This is a genomic window from Ruegeria sp. L12 (assembly GCF_056531745.1).
In genome coordinates this window covers 220,507-241,473 of sequence record NZ_JBQFMH010000002.1, presented here as the reverse complement: position 1 = coordinate 241,473, position 20,967 = coordinate 220,507, and the positions used below count along the sequence as shown (strand labels likewise).

Annotated in this window: 19 protein-coding genes; 14 read left to right on the top strand and 5 right to left on the bottom strand. The window is 59.7% G+C overall.

The window, feature by feature from the left end:
• Positions 1 to 83 precede the first annotated feature (83 nt).
• The gene (locus tag ACR0K9_RS04115; protein ID WP_480820994.1) at positions 84 to 2,171 is read left to right on the top strand and encodes a dipeptide ABC transporter ATP-binding protein; all 2,088 of its coding nucleotides are present in this window, start codon (positions 84 to 86) and stop codon (positions 2,169 to 2,171) included.
• A gap of 55 nt (positions 2,172 to 2,226) precedes the next feature.
• Here ACR0K9_RS04115 and ACR0K9_RS04110 read toward each other — a convergent pair whose 3' ends face one another.
• Positions 2,227 to 2,805 carry a lytic transglycosylase domain-containing protein gene (locus ACR0K9_RS04110; protein WP_480820992.1) on the bottom strand — a complete coding sequence of 193 codons (579 nt, stop codon included), beginning with the start codon at positions 2,803 to 2,805 and terminating at the stop codon, positions 2,227 to 2,229.
• A gap of 208 nt (positions 2,806 to 3,013) precedes the next feature.
• Here ACR0K9_RS04110 and ssb point away from each other — a divergent pair, with 208 nt between their 5' ends.
• Together ssb and ACR0K9_RS04100 are read left to right on the top strand one after the other, a co-directional pair.
• Complete coding sequence (ssb, locus tag ACR0K9_RS04105) at positions 3,014 to 3,499, top strand: single-stranded DNA-binding protein (protein WP_480532771.1); 486 nt, start codon at positions 3,014 to 3,016, stop codon at positions 3,497 to 3,499.
• Between the two features lie 19 nt (positions 3,500 to 3,518).
• On the top strand, positions 3,519 to 4,589 hold the full coding sequence (locus ACR0K9_RS04100) for a site-2 protease family protein (protein ID WP_480820990.1): 1,071 nt from the start codon (positions 3,519 to 3,521) through the stop codon (positions 4,587 to 4,589).
• 9 nt (positions 4,590 to 4,598) lie between these two features.
• Here the strand turns inward: ACR0K9_RS04100 and aroB are convergent, their stop codons facing one another.
• Positions 4,599 to 5,711 (bottom strand): 3-dehydroquinate synthase, encoded by a 1,113-nt coding sequence (gene aroB, locus ACR0K9_RS04095; protein ID WP_480820988.1) that lies wholly within the window; start codon positions 5,709 to 5,711, stop codon positions 4,599 to 4,601.
• On the bottom strand, positions 5,711 to 6,301 hold the full coding sequence (locus ACR0K9_RS04090; RefSeq protein ID WP_480820986.1) for a shikimate kinase: 591 nt from the start codon (positions 6,299 to 6,301) through the stop codon (positions 5,711 to 5,713). The genes aroB and ACR0K9_RS04090 overlap by 1 nt, the downstream gene beginning before the upstream one ends.
• Before the next feature lie 79 nt (positions 6,302 to 6,380).
• Between ACR0K9_RS04090 and ACR0K9_RS04085 the strand changes: the two genes are divergently transcribed.
• From ACR0K9_RS04085 to ACR0K9_RS04040, 10 genes are all read left to right on the top strand, one after another.
• Positions 6,381 to 6,530: a hypothetical protein gene (locus ACR0K9_RS04085; RefSeq protein WP_480532779.1), complete on the top strand. Its 150-nt coding sequence runs from the start codon at positions 6,381 to 6,383 to the stop codon at positions 6,528 to 6,530.
• Entirely contained in the window at positions 6,520 to 8,046 is a 1,527-nt protein-coding gene (locus ACR0K9_RS04080) for a hypothetical protein (RefSeq protein ID WP_480820984.1), read from the top strand. The genes ACR0K9_RS04085 and ACR0K9_RS04080 overlap by 11 nt, the downstream gene beginning before the upstream one ends.
• Positions 8,047 to 8,048: 2 nt before the next feature.
• Entirely contained in the window at positions 8,049 to 9,005 is a 957-nt protein-coding gene (locus ACR0K9_RS04075; protein WP_480820982.1) for a site-specific tyrosine recombinase XerD, read from the top strand.
• A gap of 63 nt (positions 9,006 to 9,068) precedes the next feature.
• A complete protein-coding gene (locus ACR0K9_RS04070; RefSeq protein ID WP_480532785.1) occupies positions 9,069 to 10,376 on the top strand; it encodes an HlyC/CorC family transporter in 1,308 nt (435 codons plus the stop codon).
• A 3-nt stretch (positions 10,377 to 10,379) separates the two neighbouring features.
• Positions 10,380 to 11,219, top strand: coding sequence for an HpcH/HpaI aldolase family protein (locus ACR0K9_RS04065; RefSeq protein ID WP_480820980.1), 840 nt, complete (start codon positions 10,380 to 10,382; stop codon positions 11,217 to 11,219).
• Positions 11,220 to 11,301: 82 nt separating this feature from the next.
• Complete coding sequence (locus ACR0K9_RS04060) at positions 11,302 to 13,710, top strand: GcvT family protein (protein WP_480820978.1); 2,409 nt, start codon at positions 11,302 to 11,304, stop codon at positions 13,708 to 13,710.
• 1 nt (position 13,711) lies between these two features.
• Positions 13,712 to 14,344, top strand: coding sequence for a nucleotidyltransferase family protein (locus ACR0K9_RS04055; RefSeq protein ID WP_480820976.1), 633 nt, complete (start codon positions 13,712 to 13,714; stop codon positions 14,342 to 14,344).
• A gap of 748 nt (positions 14,345 to 15,092) precedes the next feature.
• On the top strand, positions 15,093 to 16,529 hold the full coding sequence (locus ACR0K9_RS04050; RefSeq protein ID WP_480820974.1) for a Do family serine endopeptidase: 1,437 nt from the start codon (positions 15,093 to 15,095) through the stop codon (positions 16,527 to 16,529).
• 166 nt (positions 16,530 to 16,695) lie between these two features.
• Positions 16,696 to 17,376, top strand: coding sequence for a response regulator transcription factor (locus tag ACR0K9_RS04045; RefSeq protein ID WP_480532795.1), 681 nt, complete (start codon positions 16,696 to 16,698; stop codon positions 17,374 to 17,376).
• Positions 17,369 to 18,739 carry a sensor histidine kinase gene (locus tag ACR0K9_RS04040; protein ID WP_480820972.1) on the top strand — a complete coding sequence of 457 codons (1,371 nt, stop codon included), beginning with the start codon at positions 17,369 to 17,371 and terminating at the stop codon, positions 18,737 to 18,739. The genes ACR0K9_RS04045 and ACR0K9_RS04040 overlap by 8 nt, the downstream gene beginning before the upstream one ends.
• Before the next feature lie 39 nt (positions 18,740 to 18,778).
• Here the strand turns inward: ACR0K9_RS04040 and ACR0K9_RS04035 are convergent, their stop codons facing one another.
• Positions 18,779 to 20,002, bottom strand: a complete 1,224-nt coding sequence (locus tag ACR0K9_RS04035) for a cytochrome P450 (protein ID WP_480820970.1) — start codon at positions 20,000 to 20,002, stop codon at positions 18,779 to 18,781.
• Positions 20,003 to 20,098: 96 nt separating this feature from the next.
• Between ACR0K9_RS04035 and ACR0K9_RS04030 the strand changes: the two genes are divergently transcribed.
• Positions 20,099 to 20,446, top strand: coding sequence for a TfoX/Sxy family protein (locus ACR0K9_RS04030; RefSeq protein WP_480820968.1), 348 nt, complete (start codon positions 20,099 to 20,101; stop codon positions 20,444 to 20,446).
• 56 nt (positions 20,447 to 20,502) lie between these two features.
• Here ACR0K9_RS04030 and ndk read toward each other — a convergent pair whose 3' ends face one another.
• Positions 20,503 to 20,925 carry a nucleoside-diphosphate kinase gene (ndk, locus tag ACR0K9_RS04025; RefSeq protein WP_372575233.1) on the bottom strand — a complete coding sequence of 141 codons (423 nt, stop codon included), beginning with the start codon at positions 20,923 to 20,925 and terminating at the stop codon, positions 20,503 to 20,505.
• Positions 20,926 to 20,967: the final 42 nt, after the last annotated feature.

Here is a 20,967-nt window from a genome sequence, read left to right as displayed (position 1 = left end):
GGCTGGGGGCTCTGCCCCCAGACCCCCGGGATATTTTTAGCCAGATGAAGGGGATCCCCCGGACTCTCGCGAGGAGTAACAAGATGAATAAACTGGCGGATTATGACGGGCCAATTCTGGAGATCGACAAGCTTTCGATTTCGTTTTTCACGCGTCTGAGGGAAATTCCGGCGGTGATGGATTTTTCCGTCAGCGTGCAGCCGGGCGAGGCTGTGGGGCTGGTCGGTGAATCCGGCTGTGGCAAATCCACCGTGGCGCTGGGTGTGATGCAGGACTTGGGTAAGAATGGTCGCATCGTGGGCGGTACCATCAAGTTCAAGGGCCGCGATCTGAGCGAGATGACCACCGAAGAACTGCGTGACATTCGCGGCAATGAAATCGCAATGATCTATCAGGAACCGATGGCCTCTTTGAATCCGGCGATGAAGATCGGCAAGCAACTGATGGAAGTTCCGATGATCCACGAAGGGGTCAGCGCCGAAGAGGCCTATTCGCGCGCGCTGGAAGTGGTGACCGATGTGCGCCTGCCCGACCCCGAGCGGATGCTGAATTCCTTCCCGCACCAGTTGTCGGGTGGTCAGCAGCAACGTATCGTGATCGCGATGGCCTTGATGTCGAAACCTGCGTTGTTGATCCTGGATGAGCCGACGACCGCGCTGGATGTGACGGTTGAGGCCGCCGTGGTCGAACTGGTCAAGGATCTGGGCAAGAAATACGGCACCTCGATGCTGTTTATCTCGCACAACCTTGGTCTGGTTCTGGAGACCTGCGACCGGCTGTGCGTGATGTATTCGGGTGAAGCGGTCGAGCGCGGCTCGATCAAAGATGTATTCGACGAGATGCAGCACCCCTATACGCAGGCGTTGTTCCGGTCGATCCCGCTGCCGGGCGCCGACAAGAACTCGCGTCCGCTGGTGGCGATTCCGGGGAACTTTCCGCTGCCGCACGAACGTCCGCCGGGCTGCAACTTCGGCCCGCGCTGCGACTATTTCGAAGAGGGTCGCTGCGACGCCAAGGATATCCTGATGGAAGCGGTGCCCGGCAATGACCGGCACCACACGCGCTGCCTGAAGTTCCAGGAGATCGACTGGAATGCTCCGATCACGGTGGGTGAGCAGAAAGAGAAGGCCGAGATCGGCCGGACGGTTCTGAAGATGGACAACCTTAAAAAATACTATGAGGTAGCGGCAAACGCCCTGTTCGGTGGTGGTGAGAAGAAGGTTGTGAAGGCCAATGAGACGCTGAGTTTCGAGGCGCACGAATCCGAGACGCTGGCCATTGTGGGTGAATCCGGATGCGGCAAATCCACTTTCGCCAAAGTGCTGATGGGGCTGGAAACGGCCACCGACGGGCAGATTCTGCTGGACAATCGCAATATCGAAGACGTGCCCATCGAAGAGCGCGATGCCAAGACCGTGGGCGAAGTACAGATGGTGTTCCAGAACCCGTTCGACACGCTGAACCCATCGATGACGGTAGGCCGTCAGATCATCCGGGCACTGGAAATCTTCGGCGTCGGCAACTCAGAAGCCGATCGCAAGAAGCGGATGCTGGAATTGCTGGATCTGGTGAAACTGCCCCGCGCCTTTGCCGACCGGATGCCACGTCAGCTGTCGGGTGGTCAAAAGCAACGGGTGGGCATCGCCCGGGCCTTTGCCGGTGACGCGCGGATTGTAGTGGCGGACGAGCCGGTCTCGGCACTGGACGTATCGGTGCAGGCGGCGGTGACCGATCTGCTGATGGAAATCCAGCGCGAACAGAAGACCACGCTGCTGTTCATCAGCCACGACTTGTCCATTGTGCGCTATCTCAGCGACCGGGTCATGGTGATGTATCTGGGTCATGTGGTCGAATTGGGCACCACCGATCAGGTCTTTGCCCCGCCCTATCACCCCTATACCGAAGCGCTATTGAGCGCGGTTCCCATCGCCGATACGTCCATCGAGAAACAGCATATCGTGCTGGAAGGCGACATCCCCTCGGCCATGAACCCGCCGCCGGGCTGCCCGTTCCAGACCCGCTGCCGGTGGAAATCCGAAGTGCCGGACGGACGCTGTGAATCCCATGTGCCGCCGGTTCAGACGCTGGCGGACGGCCATCAGGTCAAATGCCATCTGGCGGAAGACATACTGGCGCGCATGGAACCGGTCATCAAAGTCGCGGCGGAATAGATCGCGGGAACTCTAAAAGAAATGGCCGGTGCTGAACCGGCCTTATTTCATGGGATTAACCGCCCCAGATCACCTTCACGTAATTCTGGGTCTCTTTATACGGTGGGATACCGCCATGCTTCTCAACCGCTTTTGGCCCGGCGTTATAAGCCGCCAGCGCCAGACGCCAGGATTTGAACTTGCGGTATTGCCACGACAGATACCGCGCCCCGCCTTCGAGGTTCTGGATCGGATCATGCGGGTTTACACCTAGCAGCCGCGCCGTCTGTGGCATCAACTGCGCCAAACCCAACGCTCCCTTGTGTGATTTGGCGTGCGGATTCCAGCCGCTTTCCTGCTGTACCAGTCGCAAAAACAGGTCCTCTGGCACATTGTGCTGGCGCGCAGCTTTACGCGCATGTTCCAGATATTGCCCCCGGTAGTTACCGGTATAACGTTTCGAGAATTTCCCACGCTCAGTCTTTGGCTTGAGCCGTTCCGAGCCGCGATATTGCGACGCCGCGCGGTTATCCAGAACCTTCGATTGCTTGAGGAAGATATCCTTGCGGTTCTTGGAGGATAACGTCTGCGCCTGTGTCACCGAAGCCACCAGGCAAAGACTTAAGATCGAAAGACCACCAACCAGAAAACGCATTAAAGCCAATCCTGCACGCTCAATAACCAGACGGATTATAGATAAATCAGTCAGAAATGAAAGCTTGGTAAAGATCACCCTAACATTTTCCAACTCAATGTTGCCTCATCAATCATGTTTTAACCAAGACCCAGCCCGTATAGGGTCGGCAACAGCATAGCGTGCCCAGATTCGGGCGCGATCCACCAAAACAAAAACGAGGGAATATATGGCGGGTTCAGTCAACAAGGTGATTTTGGTCGGCAATCTGGGGCGCGATCCGGAGGTGAGGACATTTCAGAATGGCGGCAAGGTGTGTAACCTGCGCATCGCCACCTCGGAAACCTGGAAAGACCGCAACACTGGTGAGCGCCGCGAACGTACCGAATGGCACTCGGTCGCGATCTTCAACGAAGGCCTTGTCCGGGTAGCCGAGCAATACCTGCGCAAAGGCTCGAAAATCTATGTCGAGGGTCAGTTGCAGACGCGTAAATGGCAGGACCAGTCCGGCCAGGACCGCTATTCGACCGAGGTTGTGCTGCAGGGGTTCGGCTCGACCCTGGTAATGCTGGATGCCCGCGGTGAAGGCGGTGGCGGCGGCGGAGGCTATGGTGGTGGTCAAGCCGGTGGTGGTTATGGCGACCCCTATGGTGGCCAATCCAGCGCCCCTGCCCCCGCATCCGGCGGAATCGACGACGACGAGATTCCGTTCTAAACCCAAACGGAGATACAACATGGCATGGTCCTTCTCACTCGGCCGATTGCTCGGTTCGGAACTGAGGGTCCATGTCACCTTCTTCCTTTTGCTGGCATGGGTTGGTTTCGCCGCCTATTCCCGCGGCGGCTGGCCTGCTGCTATCGACAATCTTCTGTTCGTTCTGGCGCTGTTTGCCTGTGTCGTCGCGCATGAGTTCGGCCATGCCCTGATGGCGCGGCGCTATGGCATTCGTACCCCTGACATCACGCTGTTGCCCATCGGCGGGCTGGCCCGGTTGGAACGCATGCCGGAAATGCCGATGCAAGAGGTCTGGGTTGCTCTGGCCGGCCCTGCGGTGAATGTGGTGATCTGGGCCATACTGGTGGTGCTTGGCGCGGGAACACAGCTCGAGACCTTTGCCCAGATTGAATCGACACATTCGGATTTGCTGACCCGGCTGGCCTATGTGAACCTGCTGCTGGCTGCCTTTAATATGATCCCGGCCTTTCCGATGGACGGTGGGCGTGTGTTCCGTGCCCTGCTGTGCCTGAAGATGGATCGGGTCAAGGCGACTCACTATGCTGCGGTCGCCGGGCAGATGGTGGCAGTCGGGCTTGGCTTCCTCGGGCTGACCTCTGCCAATCCGATATTGGTTCTGATCGCGATCTTTGTCTTTGTCGCGGCCAATGCCGAAAGTCAGGATGTCGCCATGCGCTCGGTCGCGCGACGGGTGCAGGCGCGCGACGCGATGATCACCGAATTCCACGCACTCTCGCCCGAGGACACGCTGGCCACCGCAGCGCAAGCCGTCATCCACACCACGCAGCACGAGTTTCCGGTGCTGGATCACGAGGGCGAATTGCTGGGCTTTGTCACCCGCAATCATCTGTTTGCTGCCCTTGCGGGCAATCACCCACGATCGGAACCTGCGGTGTCGATTATGGAGACCAGCATTCCGCAGGTTTCACTGACCAGCAGTCTGAACAAAGTGCTCGAAGGGTTGCACTCGGGCGCTCCAGCCATCGCGGTCTGCACCAAGGCCGGTAAGATGGTCGGATATATCACCCGCGAGAATATCGGCGAACTGATGGTGATTCAGGGGCGCTGAGCGCCCGGGTCAGCACATCTCCAGCGCGTCTTCGAGCACCGATATCACCGCATCCCTCGGGACATCCGATGTGACAAAGGCCTGCCCAATGCCGCGTGCCAGAATGAATCGCAACTGACCGTCGAGCACCTTTTTATCCTGCGCCATCAGATCGACCAGAGCCCCGGCACCCGGCAAATCTCCGGGAATGTCGGCCAAATCGGTTTTCATCCCCATCGCGCGCAGATGTGCCCGCACGCGGCTTGGATCTTCCTGCGAACACAGGCCCAGCCTCGCAGACAGTTCAAACGCCAATGCGCAGCCGATGGCCACGCCTTCACCATGCAGTAGACGGTCGGAATATCCAGTTGCCGCTTCCAGTGCGTGGCAGAAGGTATGGCCCAGATTCAGCAGGGCGCGATCCCCCTGTTCGGTCTCATCTCGCGAAACGACATCGGCCTTCATCTGAACCGCCCTGGTCACGGCCTCAACACGCGCCGCCATGTCGCCGGAAGACAGGCTTGGACCGTTACGTTCGAGCCATTCGAAGAATTCGGCATCCCCCAGCAGGCCGTATTTCACCACTTCGCCATATCCGGCCAGAAAATCGCGCGCGGTCAGTGTCCCCAACACGGCCGTATCGGCCAGCACAAGCGAGGGCTGGTGGAACGCCCCGATCAGGTTCTTGCCTTGGGGCGCATTGATTCCGGTTTTGCCCCCGACCGAACTGTCGACCTGCGCCAGCAGAGAGGTCGGGATTTGAACGAACCGCACACCGCGCCGCATCACAGCAGCTGCAAAACCCGCGAGATCGCCGATCACGCCGCCGCCAAAGGCGACAACGACATCACGGCGCTCGACCTTCTCGGCCAGCAACCATTCAACCGCACGTTCGAAATGCGGCCAGCTTTTGGTGGCCTCTCCGGCAGGAAGCGCCAGCGATGTCATCTCGATGCCAGATGTGGCAAGACCGTCGCGCAACGCGTCCAGATGCAGATCCGCGACTGTCTCATCCGTCAGCACCGCAACGCGCGGGCGCGGCAGCAACGGGGCGATGCGCGCACCGGCCTGCGCCAGAAGGTTCGGACCGATCTCAACGTCATAGGAACGCTCGGCCAAGTCTACATGTACGGTCTGATGCATTAATTCCGTTCCAAAACATCCGGGCGCGTCTCAAGCGCTGTGATAACCCGGCCCACCATATCCTCGATCGCGGTTTCGCCGTCCGAATCGGCGACCAGATCGGCCTGTTCATAGACGGGCACACGCGCGTAATACAAATCGCGCAATGTCGCATAGGGATCAGCGGTGCGCAGCAAGGGCCGAGTGTCCTTGTGCTTGACCCGGTTCCACAGCACGTTCAGATCGGCCCGCAACCAGACCGAGACCCCGCGGTCCGAGATCATCTGGCGATTACCTGCAGCCAGAAACGCCCCGCCTCCGGTCGACAGAATGCCCTTTTCCTTCTCGTCCAGCAGCCGCCCGATGACCTGAGTTTCCTTACCGCGGAAGAATGCCTCACCATCGCGGGCAAAAATTTCCGGGATCGTCAAGTTGGCCGCCGATTCGATCTCGGCATCGCTATCCAGAAACGGAACACCCAGCCGCGCGGCCAGCGCACGCCCCACGGCGGTCTTTCCTGCGCCCATCATTCCGACCAAAACAACGGTTTTGTACAATCGAAACCGTTCGGCGGTGCCGGGGCGCGACGCGTTATGCTTAATTTCGCTCATTTCATCGTGAATGACGTGATCTTGGAAAAAATGCCAGTTATAACTTGGGCAAAACCAAAATTTGAGGCAGCCTTCACCCATGGGTCGTTTGATCAAGTTCCTGATTTACCTTATTTGCCTGTGTTTCATCGGGCTGGTTGGGTATGCCTATGTCGGGCCATTCTTTGGCGCAGACTTCTCTGCGCCTCAAAGCGAAATCCGCGAACCGGTCACACTGAATGCCGACTAGAGCGACCTTGCTGGCGCTTTTTCTGGCCGGCTCAGCGCAGGCACAAACTGCGGAACCCTTATCGGCCATCGACTGGCTGACCGATCCGCCAGAGAATCTGCCGGGCACCGTGTTGCTGGAACCTCCGGTCACACAGACCGGGCTGCAACCCGACGTGCAGGTAACACCGCTTGAGGCGCTGTCGCCCCCATTGGGTCTGGTGGCCTCCTCGGTCACCGGGTTGCCGGTGGATTTGTGGCAAGGCAGTGCGCCCGAACGGCTTGCGGACCTGATTGCCCATGTTCCGGTCAGGGCCAATCCCGCAATGCAGCGTCTGCTGTTCACGTTGTTGCTGACCGAGGCACGCCCGCCCGCAGGCGCACAAACGCAGGATGTTTTGCTGAATGCGCGGCTGGATCGCCTGATGCAACTGGGCGCATCGGACCCGGTCCAATCGCTGGTGCAACTGGCCGGGCCAACCGACACGCAGGACCGGTTCAAACGCTGGTTCGATGCCACCTTGCTGACCGGAGATGAAGATCGCAGTTGCACCGCGCTGATCGCGCAGCCGCATCTGTCACGGGACTATGCCGCACAGATTTTCTGCAAAGCGCGGCGCGGAGACTGGGCCTCGGCCGCATTGACGATTGAGGCCGCGCACGCGCTTCACGTCCTGCCCGATGATGAGCTTGCCCTGCTCGACCGCTTTCTCAGCCCCGAACTGTTTGAAGGTGCCGAATATCTGCCGCAGCCGGAAAACCCCGATCCGCTGACCTTTCGCCTGTTCGAAGCCATTGGGGAGCGCCTGCCCACCGCCTCGCTGCCCCGGGCTTTTGCCAATGCCGATCTGCGGGACGTCGCCGGTTGGAAGGCTCAGATCGAGGCTGCCGAGCGTCTGACCCGGATCGGGGCGCTGACTCCGAACCAGTTGCTGGGTCTCTATACCGAACGTTCGCCTGCCGCCTCGGGCGCAGTTTGGGACCGTGTTGCCGCAATCCAGCGGTTCGAGACCGCGCTGAACACCGGGAACCTTGAAGCGATAGCAAAAACGCTGACCGCCGCGTGGTCGCAGATGCAAACCGTCGGCCTAGAGGTCGCGTTTGCCGAATTGTTTGCGCCGCGTCTTGCCCCCCTGACACTGTCGAACCCATCTGCCGAAAATCTGCGGTGGCGGGTTTTGTTGCTGTCCGAACTCTATGAAGAGGCCGCGCAATACGTGCCGGAGGGCGTTGAAGCCAACGCCTTTCTCGCCGCCCTTGCCGTGGGTGATCCGGGGCGCGCCGAGGCCCCCACTCCGCTGGCGGACGCAATTTCGGAAGGGTTCGCTTGGTCGGCCCCGATCCCGTCGGATATCGATGCGCTGCTGAGCAACGATCAGCTGGGTGAGGCCATTCTGGAAACCATGCAACTGTTCGCCCATGGCGCGCGCGGCAATCTGGTGGACCTGACCGCCGCAATCGCCGCCTTCCGCCGCGTGGGTCTTGAAGATACCGCCCGCCGGGCAGCATTGCAGTTGATGATCCTCAACGGGGCCTGACCATGGCCGCGCCCGCCTCACAGGAATTGTGGATATCCACCTTTCTCGAAGCGCAAGCAGCCGAGCTTGGGGCGGCGACCAACACGCTGCTGGCATACGGGCGCGACCTGAAGGATTTTTCCGCCTGGCTTGAACGCCGCAAGGCCAGCTTTGCGGAGGCAGACCGGGACCGGATCGAAGGCTATCTGATCGATTGCGACGCACAAGGATTGTCCCGCTCGACGCGGGCGCGACGATTGTCGGCTATCAAGCAGCTCTATCGCTTTGCGTTCGAGGAGGGCTGGCGCGAGACCAACCCGGCGATCCAGATCAAAGGTCCGGGCCGCGCCAAACGCCTGCCCAAAACGCTGGACGTGGCCGAGGTTGACCGGCTTCTGGCGGCGGCACGCCGAACCGGCCGGACGCAAGCCGACAAGGTACGCAACACCTGCCTGATGGAACTGCTCTATGCTACGGGTATGCGCGTGACCGAACTGGTCTCGCTGCCGGTTTCTTCGGCCCGTGGCGACCCGCGTATGCTGCTGGTGCTTGGCAAGGGCGGGAAAGAGCGGATGGTGCCCCTGTCCCCCGACGCCCGCGATGCGCTGGCCGCTTGGTTGACAGAGCGCGACGAAGCCGAAGAGCAATCTGTTGCCAAAGGTGGCCAGACCTCGCGCTTCCTGTTCCCCTCACGCGGGAAATCCGGTCATCTGACCCGGCATATGTTCTTTCTGCTGATCAAGGATCTGGCGGTCGAGGGCGGCGTTTCGCCTGAAAAAGTCACCCCACACACCCTGCGCCACGCCTTTGCAACGCATCTGCTGGCCAACGGTGCCGATCTGCGCTCGATCCAGACGCTGCTGGGCCATGCGGATGTGGCAACGACCGAGATTTACACTCACGTGCTGGACGAACGCCTGTCGGAACTGGTGCTGGAACACCATCCATTGGCGAAAGACGACAAGGGCGATCAGGACTAACCCCTTGATCGTACGGGGCTGCACCCCCATAACCAATGCAGCAACAAACATATTCAAGGACCGATGGAACCCACCTCTTCTCTGCTTGATGGCGCCTTCTGGATCACCACAGGCTCTATTCTTCTTCTGCTCGTGCTGTCGGGCTTCTTCTCTGGCTCGGAAACAGCGCTGACAGCGTCCTCGCGCGGCAAGCTGAGGGCACAGGCAGACAAGGGATCGAAGGGGGCGCAGAAGGCGCTTGATATCACCGACGATAATGAACGTCTGATCGGCTCGGTCCTGCTGGGCAACAATCTTGTGAACATTCTGGCGGCCTCGCTGGCCACCGCCCTTTTCACCCGGCTGTTCGGCGAAAGCGGCGTTGCGCTGGCTACACTGGTGATGACCCTTCTGGTTCTGATCTTCGCCGAGGTGCTGCCCAAGACCTATGCCATCACCAATGCCGAAAAAGCCGCGGCACTGGTCGCGCCGGTCATCAGTATCGTGGTCACAGTATTCTCACCAATGGTGGCTGCGGTACGGCTGCTGGTGCGTGGCGTCCTGCGCCTGTTCGGCGTAAAGATCGACCCGGACAGCCACATTCTGGCTGTGCGCGAGGAAATCGCCGGCGCCCTGCAGCTGGGCCATTCCGAGGGAGTGGTCGAAAAGGAAGACCGAGACCGTATTCTGGGCGCGCTGGACCTTGGCGACCGCGCGGTGGAAGAAATCATGCTCCACCGCTCGAATATCGAGATGATCGACGCGGATGCCGAGCCCGAAATGATCCTGCAACAATGCCTGGAAAGCCCCCATACCCGCCTGCCCGTGTTTCGGGATGAACAGGAAAACATCGTCGGCGTCGTCCATGCCAAAGACCTGTTTCGCGCAATGTACGCCCAGGTCGGCGGCGCGGATGGCGATACCGAAAGGCTGAAGAATTTCGACATCGCGAAAGTGGCCAACGATCCTTACTTCGTGCCCGAGACCACCACTCTGGACGACCAGATGCGCGAGTTTCTTCGGATGCACAGCCATTTTGCACTGGTTGTCGACGAATACGGATCGCTGCGCGGGCTGATCACGCTCGAGGATATTCTGGAAGAGATCGTGGGCGAGATCGCTGACGAGTTCGATATCGACGAAGAGGTGCCCGTCACCCGAACCGACGATGGCCAATATCTGGTCGAAGGCGCGATGACCATCCGCGACGCCAACCGCGCGCTCGACTGGTCACTGCCGGATGAAGAGGCCAACACGCTGGCCGGTCTGGTGATCCACGAAGCTCAGATGATCCCTATCGTCGGTCAGGTGTTCTCGTTTCACGGCTTCCGGTTCGAGGTGACCGCGCGCGAGGGGAACCGGATTACCGGGCTGAAAGTGCGCCCTCTGTAACGTATGCAATTTGTTTTCGGTATTAACCCGAGCGCTGCTAGGGTGCCTGTCATCGAAAATACCAATGAATTGCAGGACAAATACATTATGCCCAGCCTCAAGAAGAAATTGCAGGACACACAAGATCGACTCAGCTCGGTGGTGTGCACGATACCATCGGCAACCGTTACTCAGGCGTTGGCAGCCTGCGGGGTCGATTCACTGATCATAGACCTTGAGCATGGTGCGGTCGATTATGCCTCGGCCCACGCGATGATCGCCGCAACCGCGGGAACAAACTGTGCGCCGTTGGTGCGTGTTGCGCAAAACCAGCCGGCAGATGTTAAGCGTGCTCTGGATCTGGGCGCAGAAGGTATTGTTTTCCCGCTTATCCGAACCGTGGAAGATACCCGGAGCGCCGTCGAAAGCCTGCGTTATCCTCCCGATGGCACCCGTGGTTTCGGGCCCTTTCTTGCGCAATCGCGTTGGGGGGAAACGCTTGCCACCTATCCCGGCGCTGTTGGACCGGAACTGATCTGCTGCATACTGGTCGAGACAGCAGAAGCCATTGAAAACATTGACGCGATTTGCGCTGCACCTGGTGTCGATCTGTTGATCATCGCACAGTTCGACCTGAGCACAGAACTGGGTGTGATGGGCCAATTCGATCACCCGGACTTTGTTTCAGCTGTTCAGAAGGTGGAAAAAGCTGCCTTCAAAGCTGGAATTCCACTGGGGAACGTCGCGCTGAACGAAGCACAGGCGACCGATCTGTTTTCACGCGGTTACAGACTGGTCGGTGGTTTCGATGCACTTTGGTTGCGTGAGAAAGCTTTACAAATCCAAAGCTGGTGCAAAACGTGACATACGACACCTGTTGTCGCTAACGGAATAGTAATATCTGCATCAGATCGACAGTTTTTCCCCAAATAATGGGAGATCAATCGTGAAAACCACCACCCGTGTCGCAGTTATCGGAGGCGGCGTTGTCGGATGTTCGGTCCTCTATCACCTGACCAAACTCGGCTGGTCGGACGTGATGCTGCTGGAACGGTCTGAGTTGACCAGCGGTTCGACCTGGCACGCGGCGGGCGGGTTTCACACGCTGAACGGCGACACCAACATGGCCGCGCTGCAGGGTTATACGATCAGGCTGTATAAAGAGCTGGAAGAGATCACCGGCATGTCCTGCGGCCTGCACCATGTGGGCGGCGTTACGCTGGCCGACAATCAGGACCGGTTCGACATGCTGCTGGCCGAACGCGCCAAGCATCGCTTCATGGGCCTTGAGACCGAGATCGTAGGCCCCGATGAGATCAAAAAGATCGCCCCGATCACCAACACCGACGGTATCCTCGGCGCGCTCTACGATCCGCTGGACGGGCATCTTGACCCTTCGGGTACCACCCATGCCTATGCCAAAGCCGCACGGATGGGGGGCGCCACGATCGAAACCCACTGCATGGTGCGCGAGACCAATCAGCGCCCGGACGGCACATGGGATGTGGTCACCGACAAGGGCACCATTCACGCGGAACATATCGTCAATGCAGGCGGTCTGTGGGCGCGCGAAGTTGGGGCGATGGCGGGCATCTACTTCCCGCTCCACCCCATGGAGCACCAGTATCTGGTCACCGACGCCATCCCCGAAATCGAAGCGATCATCGACGCGGGCGGAGAGCATCCACACGTGATGGACCCCGCTGGCGAAAGCTATTTGCGGCAGGAGGGGCGCGGCCTGTGCATCGGTTTCTACGAACAGCCCTGCAAACCCTGGGCCGTGGACGGCACACCTTGGGAGTTCGGCCATGAACTGCTGCCCGATGACTATGACAAGATCACCGACAGCATCGAATTCGCCTATCGCCGCTTTCCGGTTCTGGCCGAGGCCGGGGTTAAATCGGTCATCCACGGGCCGTTTACTTTTGCGCCAGACGGCAACCCTCTGGTCGGGCCGGTGCCGGGCGTGCGCAACTATTGGTCGGCCTGTGGCGTGATGGCCGGGTTTTCTCAGGGCGGCGGTGTTGGCCTGACACTGGCGCAGTGGATGATCGAAGGTGAGCCGGAACGCGACGTCTTTGCGATGGACGTGGCCCGTTTCGGCGACTGGATCAGCCCCGGCTATACCCGCCCGAAAGTGATCGAGAACTATCAGAAACGGTTCAGCGTCGCCTATCCGAACGAGGAACTTCCGGCTGCCCGCCCCAACCGCACCACGCCGATGTATGACATCTTCAGCGATCTGGGCGCAGTTTGGGGGCAGCAATACGGGCTGGAAGTGCCGAACTATTTTGCGCAGGGCGATGAGCCGGGCTATGAGACGCCCTCGTTCCGCCGCTCGGACGCGTTTGACGCCACAGGGCGCGAAGTTCGGGCTGTACGCGAAGGCGTCGGCATCAACGAAGTGCACAATTTCGGCAAGTACCGCATCTCAGGGCCGGACGCACGCGCCTGGCTGGACCGGATCATGGCGGGGCGCATTCCGAAGCCCGGACGTCTGTCGCTGACGCCGATGTTGTCGCCGAAGGGCAAGTTGATCGGCGATTTCACCGTCTCGTGCCTGAGTGAAACTGAATTCCAGCTGACCGCCTCTTACGGCAGTCAGTCCTTCCACATGCGCTGGTTCCAACAGAACGCGCAGGACGGGGTGCAAGTCGAGAATATCAGTGACCGCCTGAACGGGTTCCAGATCGCGGGGCCAAAGGCGGCCGAAGTTCTGGCCAGTTGCACGCGCGATGATATCAGTACACTGCGCTTCCTCGACGTGGGCCGCATGACGGTCGGCATGACCGACTGCATCGTTCAGCGTGTCAGCTATACCGGCGATCTGGGGTATGAGATTTATTGCGATCCGATGGCGCAGCGGCAGCTTTGGTGGACCTTGTGGCAAGCCGGCCAACCCCATGGCATGGTGCCCTTCGGGATGCGCGCGATGATGAGCCTGAGGCTGGACAAGTTCTTTGGCTCGTGGATGCGGGAATTCTCGCCTGACTACACAGCGGCGGAAACCGGTCTGGACCGGTTCATTGCCTTCTCGAAGCCCAGCCCGTTCATCGGACGCGAAGCTGCCGAGGCTGAGCGCGCGACCCGAAAGTTGGTCGCTTTCGAGGTTGATGCCGAAGACGTCGACGTCAACGCCTATGAGCCGATCTGGCTGCAGGGCGATGTAGTCGGTTTCTGCACCTCTGGCGGATATTCTCACTATGCCCGGAAATCCATCGCCATGGGATTCCTGCCCACCGAACATGCAACAGACGGTCAGGCGGTCGAGATCGAAATCCTCGGTCAGATGCGCAGCGCTCGGGTGATCAGCACACCCCTGTTCGATGCGGATGGCGCCCGGATGCGGGGGTGACTTGGCTTACGCCAGACGGCATGGTCACTATATGAGCGCTATTCCGATCATTCTTCTGGCCGCTGGACAGTCCAGCCGCATGGGCGGCGTGGACAAGCTGATGCAGCCGATAGACGGCATTCCGTTGCTGCGCCGATCCGCGCAAACGGCGCAGGCCGTTGGTCGGGTGATCGCCGCCCTGCCCCCCAAGCCTCATGCCCGGTACGAGGTGCTCGATGGGCTTGGTGTCACCGAAGCCGAGATTGAAAACGCCGCAGAAGGAATGAATGCCAGCCTGCGCGGGGCATTGGCCCTGGTCCCTGCGGATGCACCCGCGGTCATGATCCTGCTGGCAGATTTGCCTGACCTGACATCGGGGGATCTGAATGCCGTGGTCCGCTCGATGTCAGAACACCCCGACAATCTGGTCTGGCGTGGCGCAACCCGGGATGGCATGCCCGGCCATCCGGTGATCTTTGAACGCACGCTGTTCCGCGACCTTGCGCAACTGACCGGAGACAGCGGAGCGCAAGACGTGGTGAAGCGCAACAAAGGCAAGGTACACCTACAGCGCTTGCCGGGCAGAAACGCCTTGCTGGATCTGGATACCCCATCGGATTGGGCGGACTGGCGATCAAGCCGCCCCCCGAAATAGATGCGGCCCGGTCGAAAATGACCGGGCCGCTTGCCCAAAAAACAGGACTACCACTTTCACCAATCTCTCCAGCGCGATCAGATCGCCATACAGGCTGTCTGACTATCAGCTGCCGAACCTAAACAAGACCCCCTCGTTAACATGCCGCTCTGCGCTTCAGAGACTGAAATGTGCCTTTGACACCCCCTAGTGTCTCGGGCCCCCCTCACTTGGGCAATTACATCGTCGCCGATCAGATGCTTCCAAACAACGTAAAATTGGAGGAAATGGTAAATTTCCCCGGAATTGGACTTGCGTTTGCGCAAAAATGCAACAATGAAAAATCCCGCTTAGGTTGCGCTTCCCTTTCGGCAACTCAGGGTAAAATCGGCTTCAAAAGCTTTCTAACCGTAAGACATCGTTATTATTACGGTCAGTCTGTTCAGCGCGAAGCAAGAGCGTTGATCAATGATGCAACCATAAGCTGAGCATCGGCACTCCAACACCACGAACGCTAAGTTTGTTAACAAAACTGAATCAATATGGCGCTTTTGGTCCAGCCTGGGCAAAACCGGCAACAATCCACCGATTCGTGCGGCTTTGGATTGGCTGATTCCCGCTCATCCGCCCGGAGTCGGTGGGCGCATAGAAATACCAGAAAATGGCGAAATTAAGGTTTCTTAATCTTTCGCTCAGGAACCACCAAGATTGCTGGGGCATCTCCTGTCACAAGCGCGGGCTTAACCGCCAAACACAGACAGGAGTCAAAATGAGCATCCGTAAATCCTCACTGCTTTTCCCCCGCACATCGAACTGGCTTGGGGCCTGCACATTGGGCGCGGCCATGCTGGCCACAACCGCCCTGCCCGCGATGGCGGACGAAGCGCTGGCCGATCTGGTTGAAACCGTATCGCCGTCGGTCGTCACCATTATCGCCAAGCAAGACGCGGCACCGACCCCGGCGCAGGGTCAGGAGTTCAATTTCGAGGGCCAGCCCTTTGGTGAGTTCTTCAAACGCTTCGGCGGCCCCGAGGGGTTCCAGATGCCGCAGCGGGGTCCGGCGCAAGGTCTTGGTTCGGGATTCGTACTGGATGAGGCCGGGTACATCGTCACCAACCATCACGTGGTCGACAACGCCTCCGAGGTCACCGTACGCCTGAACGATGATCGTGTATTCGAGGCGGAAATCATCGGCACCGATCCGCTGACCGATATCGCCGTTTTGAAAATCGACGCGGGCGAAGACCTGCAGGCCGTTCAACTGGGTGACAGCGACGTAATCCGTGTGGGTGAGGACGTGGTGGCCATTGGCAACCCGTTCGGGCTCAGCTCGACCGTGACAACCGGTATCGTTTCGGCCAAGGGCCGCAACATCTCGGAAGGGCCTTATGCCGAGTTCATTCAAACCGATGCAGCCATCAACAAGGGCAACTCGGGCGGTCCGCTGTTCAACATGGAAGGCGAAGTCATCGGTGTGAATTCGGCCATCTACTCGCCCAGCGGTGGTTCGGTGGGTCTTGGGTTTGCCGTGACCTCGAACATCGTCGATCACATCACCACCGATCTGCGCGATGACGGTCAGGTCAGCCGCGGGTGGCTGGGCGTCTCGATCCAGAATATCAGCCCGGAACTGGCATCGGCAATGGGGATCGACACCGCAGCGGGCGCGCTGGTTTCCGATGTCGTCACCGACAGCCCCGCTGATGGTGTGCTGCAACAGGGCGACGTCATCCTGAGCTTCAACGGAGAACCCGTTGATTCCAGTAGTGATCTGCCGATCCTTGTTGGCACCACCAAAGTGGGCACTGACAGCGTTCTGACCGTTATTCGCAACGGCAAGGAAGAACAGATCGAACTGACCATCGGTCAGCATCAGGCCGCCTCGGCAGCGACCGACAGCGTGGTGGAAGAGGAATTCAAGGGCACGTCGCTTGGCGTGACCGTTGCACCTCTGACCGAAACCGCACGCGCTGAAACCGGTGTCGGAGAGGACGTGACCGGCGTGATCGTCACCGATCTGAACCCCGAGAGCCCTGCCGCAAAGGCCGGACTGCAACGCGGCGACGTGATCGTGCGTCTTGGCAATCTGGAAACGGCTACTCCGGACGCATTGAAAAGCGCGCTAGAGAGCGAAAAGACCGATCCGGCGCTGGTTCTGATCAATCGCGGCGGCAACCAGATCTTCGTGGCGGTCGAGATCGCCTGAACCACAACACCTAAGCGCGCCACATGATGGGGAAATCTGGTGCGCCTATTCCGGAGGCCGCGAAGTGTCCACGCGCCACTGGGACAGCCGGGTGCGGCCTCGCACCCGGCCTGTTTTTTTCAAAGAGTATCTGTGTTTATATCCGATTGGGAAAGGAGCCCCGACCATGAGCAGACGCCTGTTGATTGTTGAGGATGACCAGGAGACCCGGGATTTCATCGCCAAGGGCTTTGGCGAAGAAGGCTATGTGGTCGAAGTCGCATCAGATGGCCGCGAAGGTCTGTACCATGCCACCGACGGCGGGTTTGACGCCATTGTGCTGGATCGGATGCTGCCCGGTCTGGACGGGTTATCGCTGATCAAATCGATGCGGGCGGCGGGGCTGAAAACCCCGGTGCTGATGCTGACCGCGATGAGCGCCGTTGACGAGCGGGTCAAGGGACTGCGCGCCGGGGCGGATGACTATCTGGTCAAACCCTTCTCGTTTCAGGAACTGCACGCCCGGATCGAAGCGCTTTTGCGCCGCCCGCAAGAAGCGGAAGAGACCCCGACCCTGGCGTGTCGCGATCTGGAAATGGACCTGCTGACCCGTAAGGTCACCCGCAGCGGGCGCGAGATTACACTGACGCCGCGTGAATTCCAGATTCTGGAATTCTTCCTGCGCCGTAAGAACCGTGTCGTGTCGCGCACGATGTTGCTGGAAGGTGTATGGGATTATCACTTTGACCCGAATACCAATGTAGTGGACGTCCATATCTCGAAACTGCGCCGCCAACTTGATGAAGACGGCGCGGACCCGATGATCGAAACGGTTCGGGGCGCCGGATATATGGTTTCGGATGCCTGACCTGCGCCTGTCGCTGAAGAACGCACGCACCCGGCTGGTGATCGCCAGCATGGTGCTGAGCACGTTGCTGACGGCGGCTGTGCTGGCGACAGTCTATTTTACCGCCAACCGCACCATCTCGGGCGAGACGCGATCGGTCGTTCAGGCCGAGCTTACCGGTCTGGCGGATGAATATGAACGGCGCGGCATGATCGGGTTGATCTCGGCCATTGACCGCCGTCTTCCGACCGCAGCGCAACGCGACGCGCTATATCTGCTGACCGGTCGGCAAGGCACCAAACTGGCAGGCAACCTGTCCCATTGGCCAGACGGAATCACCCCTGGCAGCGGCTGGGTCGAGCTGCAGCTGCGTCGCGAGGACAGCGACCAGACCGTGCCAATTTCAGCGGCCTCTTTCCGACTGCCGGGAGGAGAGCGATTGCTGGTCGGGCGAGACGCATTGGCGCGACAGCAGTTCGACCGCGCCCTGTTCCGATCTGTCGCTCTGGCGCTTGCCACAGCATTGGCACTCAGCCTGCTGACCGGATGGTTGCTGACACGTCTGGTGTTCTCACGCCTCAAGGATATTGCCGATACGGCGGACAACATCGTCTCCGGCGATCTGGCGCTGCGGATGCCCTTGCGCGGCACCGGGGATGAGTTTGATCAGGTCTCGGGCACGCTCAACAACATGCTGGACCGGATTGAAGAGCTGATCAGCAATCTGCGCACGACGTCGAATTCCATCGCGCACGATCTGCGCTCGCCCCTGTCGCGGCTGCGTCAGCGCGTCGAGGCGCTGGCTGAGCCGGGCAAAAGTGATCAGGAACGGGACATAGACATGGCCCGCGCCACCGGCGAGATCGATCATTTGCTGCGGGTTCTCAGCCAGCTCACCGAAATCTCGCGTGCCGAGGCCGGCTTGGGCCGTGAGCAGTTCGAACCTGTGAAATTGCAGCAGTTGGTAGGCGATGTGGTCGAACTGTATGAACCCGTCGCCGCGGATCAGAACATCCGGCTGGAGGTCAAGGGCAGTGCCGAACCGATCCAGGGTCACCGCCCGCTGTTATCACAGGCGCTGTCCAACCTTCTGGAAAACGCGATGCGCTATGCCCCTGCGGGCACCGCAATCACCATCGATATCCGCGAAGATGGCGACTTTACCTTGCTGAGCGTTCGCGACCGGGGTCCCGGTGTGCCGGAAAGCGATCTGCCGCGATTACAGATGCCGTTCGTGACCCTTGATCCCGCCCGCACCGAACGCAACGCGGGCCTCGGTCTGGCACTGGTCGCGGCGATCTCGCACATGCACGGCGGCAAGTTCATGGCGCAGAACCGCAAGCCAGGGCTTGAGACTGTTCTGAGGTTGGCGCGAAAGCCGTGAGGCAGTTTAAAAAAGCCGCATTGCATATTGTATTTGCTTTTAAATCTTTGCCGGAAGCGACGCGTATCCCCTGAACCTGATCCTGCCGCCATGCTGGCGCGCGGGCAGCAATCTGTAATCCGGATACCTGCGCAAGAACCGACCCAGCGCAACCCGTCCCTCCAGCCGTGCCAGCGTCAGCCCGACACAGACATGCGGACCCCCGGCGAAAGCCAGATGCCGGTTGGGTTTGCGGGTGATGTCGAACCACCCCGGATCATCGAACACCGCCGGATCCCGGTTGGCCGCACCGATACACAGGTGCAGGTTGGTGCCTTTGGCAATGTGAAGACCGTGCAACTCAACATCCGCCGTAGTTTCACGGTTGCCGAACTGGTTGGGTGAGCGAAAGCGCAGCACCTCTTCGACGGTCGAAGTGATCAACGCAGCGTCCTCAGACAGGCGCTGCTGCTGATCCGGATGATCATGCAGCAGCGCTAACCCGTTGCCGATCAGGTTTGTGGTGGTTTCGTGCCCCGCGTTCAGGATGAAGATGCAGTTCTGCAGCAACTCGATTTCGCTGAGCTTTGCATCGGCCCCTTCACCCCGGATCAGACGGGTCAGCACATCTGTTTCCGGATCGCCCGGATTGGCGCGGCGACGGGCAACAAGGTCTTCAAGATAGGTTTTGAAGTCGGTCGCCGCCTGGTGCCCTGTCGCCAACTGCACCTCGGTCAACGCCGGTTCCAGCGCGCCTAAAATGGCCAATGACCAGTCACGCAACGGCCCACGCTCGGACATCGGCACATCCAGCAGATTCCCGATGATCTGGATCGGGATGGTCGAGGCGAAATCTTCGATCAAATCCACCTGTTCCCGGCCCGCCATAGCATCCAGCAATGCGTCCACGGTCTCGATCAGGCCTGGCTCCATCCGCGCAATGGCGCGCGGTGTCAGGGCCGAGGTCATGATCTTGCGTACCCGCGTGTGCAATGGCGGGTCAGAGAAGACCAGCGAGGTCGTGTGGTGCTCGAATAGTGGAGAGTCCACGCCGAATTTCGGACCAAAAGCGGCTTTCTTGTCTGACGAATAAAGCGTGGTGTCGCGATAGATTCGATCCAGATCGGCGTGACGCGACAACAGGACCGAGCCATCGGGCTGCGGCAGCACCGGCGCATGTTCGAGCAAAGCATCATAGAAGGGGAACGGATCCTCGACAAAGCCGTCCGGCGGGTGCGTTAGATCCAGATTTTTTACCAAATATTGATGGCTTACGCGGCTCATCGCATCCTCCCTGTCCATCTCATGCCTAGCGCATGCGACACATCCGGACAACTCTGCGCGGATGACAGCGGATGCTGATCAGGCTAAGAAAGGCCCATGTCAGATCCGGTCTCTTCAATCCGAAATCTTGGACCCGCCTTCGAGCAGGCCTGCACCCGTGCGGGCATCCATTCTGCGCAGCAATTGCGGGAATTGGGTGCGGATGAGGCTTATGCGCGCCTGCTCCAAGCCGGCTCGCGCCCGCATTTCATCGGATATTATGTTCTGGTGATGGGGCTGCAGGGCCGTCCGTGGAACGACTGCAAGGGGGAAGAGAAGAAAGCCCTGCGCAAACGGTTCGATGCGATCAAGGCCGGTGTCAGCCGCGCGCCCGAAAGCCAGATGATCTCAGACCTGGACGCGGTAGGCCTGCGTGTCACTTCAGCCGATCTGAAACCCATCTGAAAACGAAAAAGGCCGCCCCGGCAGGAGCGGCCCAATCTTTTCACCGAAGCTGTGGCTTAGCCGACCAGTTCGATGCCCGAGAAGAAGTATGCGATCTCTACAGCCGCGGTTTCCGGCGCATCCGAACCGTGGACCGAGTTTTCACCGACCGATTCAGCGAATTCGGCGCGGATGGTGCCGGGTGCCGCGTCTGCGGGGTTGGTTGCGCCCATGACTTCGCGGTTTTTGGCAATGGCGCCTTCGCCTTCCAGTACCTGAACGACGACCGGAGCCGACGACATGAATTCGCACAGTTCGTCATAGAACGGACGCTCGGCATGCACTTCGTAGAACTTGCCGGCCTGAGCTTTGGTCATGTGGATGCGCTTTTGTGCAACAACGCGCAGACCCGCGTCTTCGAACTTGGCGTTGATCTTGCCAGTCAGGTTGCGGCGGGTTGCATCGGGTTTGATGATCGAGAATGTGCGTTCCAGTGCCATGTCGGCCTCTCCTTGTCTGTCGGGCGCGGGATATGCGCCGAA

What these genes read in the sequence shown, in the direction of transcription:
- ACR0K9_RS04075 (WP_480820982.1), top strand. Translation starts at nt 8,049, where the DNA reads ATGGCCGCGCCCGCCTCACAGGAATTGTGGATATCCACCTTTCTCGAA.
- ACR0K9_RS04080 (WP_480820984.1), top strand. Translation starts at nt 6,520, where the DNA reads ATGCCGACTAGAGCGACCTTGCTGGCGCTTTTTCTGGCCGGCTCAGCG.
- ACR0K9_RS04090 (WP_480820986.1), bottom strand. Translation starts at nt 6,301, where the DNA reads ATGAGCGAAATTAAGCATAACGCGTCGCGCCCCGGCACCGCCGAACGG.
- ndk (WP_372575233.1), bottom strand. Translation starts at nt 20,925, where the DNA reads ATGGCACTGGAACGCACATTCTCGATCATCAAACCCGATGCAACCCGC.
- ACR0K9_RS04035 (WP_480820970.1), bottom strand. Translation starts at nt 20,002, where the DNA reads ATGAGCCGCGTAAGCCATCAATATTTGGTAAAAAATCTGGATCTAACG.
- ACR0K9_RS04085 (WP_480532779.1), top strand. Translation starts at nt 6,381, where the DNA reads ATGGGTCGTTTGATCAAGTTCCTGATTTACCTTATTTGCCTGTGTTTC.
- aroB (WP_480820988.1), bottom strand. Translation starts at nt 5,711, where the DNA reads ATGCATCAGACCGTACATGTAGACTTGGCCGAGCGTTCCTATGACGTT.
- ACR0K9_RS04110 (WP_480820992.1), bottom strand. Translation starts at nt 2,805, where the DNA reads ATGCGTTTTCTGGTTGGTGGTCTTTCGATCTTAAGTCTTTGCCTGGTG.
- ACR0K9_RS04040 (WP_480820972.1), top strand. Translation starts at nt 17,369, where the DNA reads ATGCCTGACCTGCGCCTGTCGCTGAAGAACGCACGCACCCGGCTGGTG.
- ACR0K9_RS04045 (WP_480532795.1), top strand. Translation starts at nt 16,696, where the DNA reads ATGAGCAGACGCCTGTTGATTGTTGAGGATGACCAGGAGACCCGGGAT.
- ssb (WP_480532771.1), top strand. Translation starts at nt 3,014, where the DNA reads ATGGCGGGTTCAGTCAACAAGGTGATTTTGGTCGGCAATCTGGGGCGC.
- ACR0K9_RS04030 (WP_480820968.1), top strand. Translation starts at nt 20,099, where the DNA reads ATGTCAGATCCGGTCTCTTCAATCCGAAATCTTGGACCCGCCTTCGAG.
- ACR0K9_RS04070 (WP_480532785.1), top strand. Translation starts at nt 9,069, where the DNA reads ATGGAACCCACCTCTTCTCTGCTTGATGGCGCCTTCTGGATCACCACA.
- ACR0K9_RS04065 (WP_480820980.1), top strand. Translation starts at nt 10,380, where the DNA reads ATGCAATTTGTTTTCGGTATTAACCCGAGCGCTGCTAGGGTGCCTGTC.
- ACR0K9_RS04115 (WP_480820994.1), top strand. Translation starts at nt 84, where the DNA reads ATGAATAAACTGGCGGATTATGACGGGCCAATTCTGGAGATCGACAAG.
- ACR0K9_RS04100 (WP_480820990.1), top strand. Translation starts at nt 3,519, where the DNA reads ATGGCATGGTCCTTCTCACTCGGCCGATTGCTCGGTTCGGAACTGAGG.
- ACR0K9_RS04050 (WP_480820974.1), top strand. Translation starts at nt 15,093, where the DNA reads ATGAGCATCCGTAAATCCTCACTGCTTTTCCCCCGCACATCGAACTGG.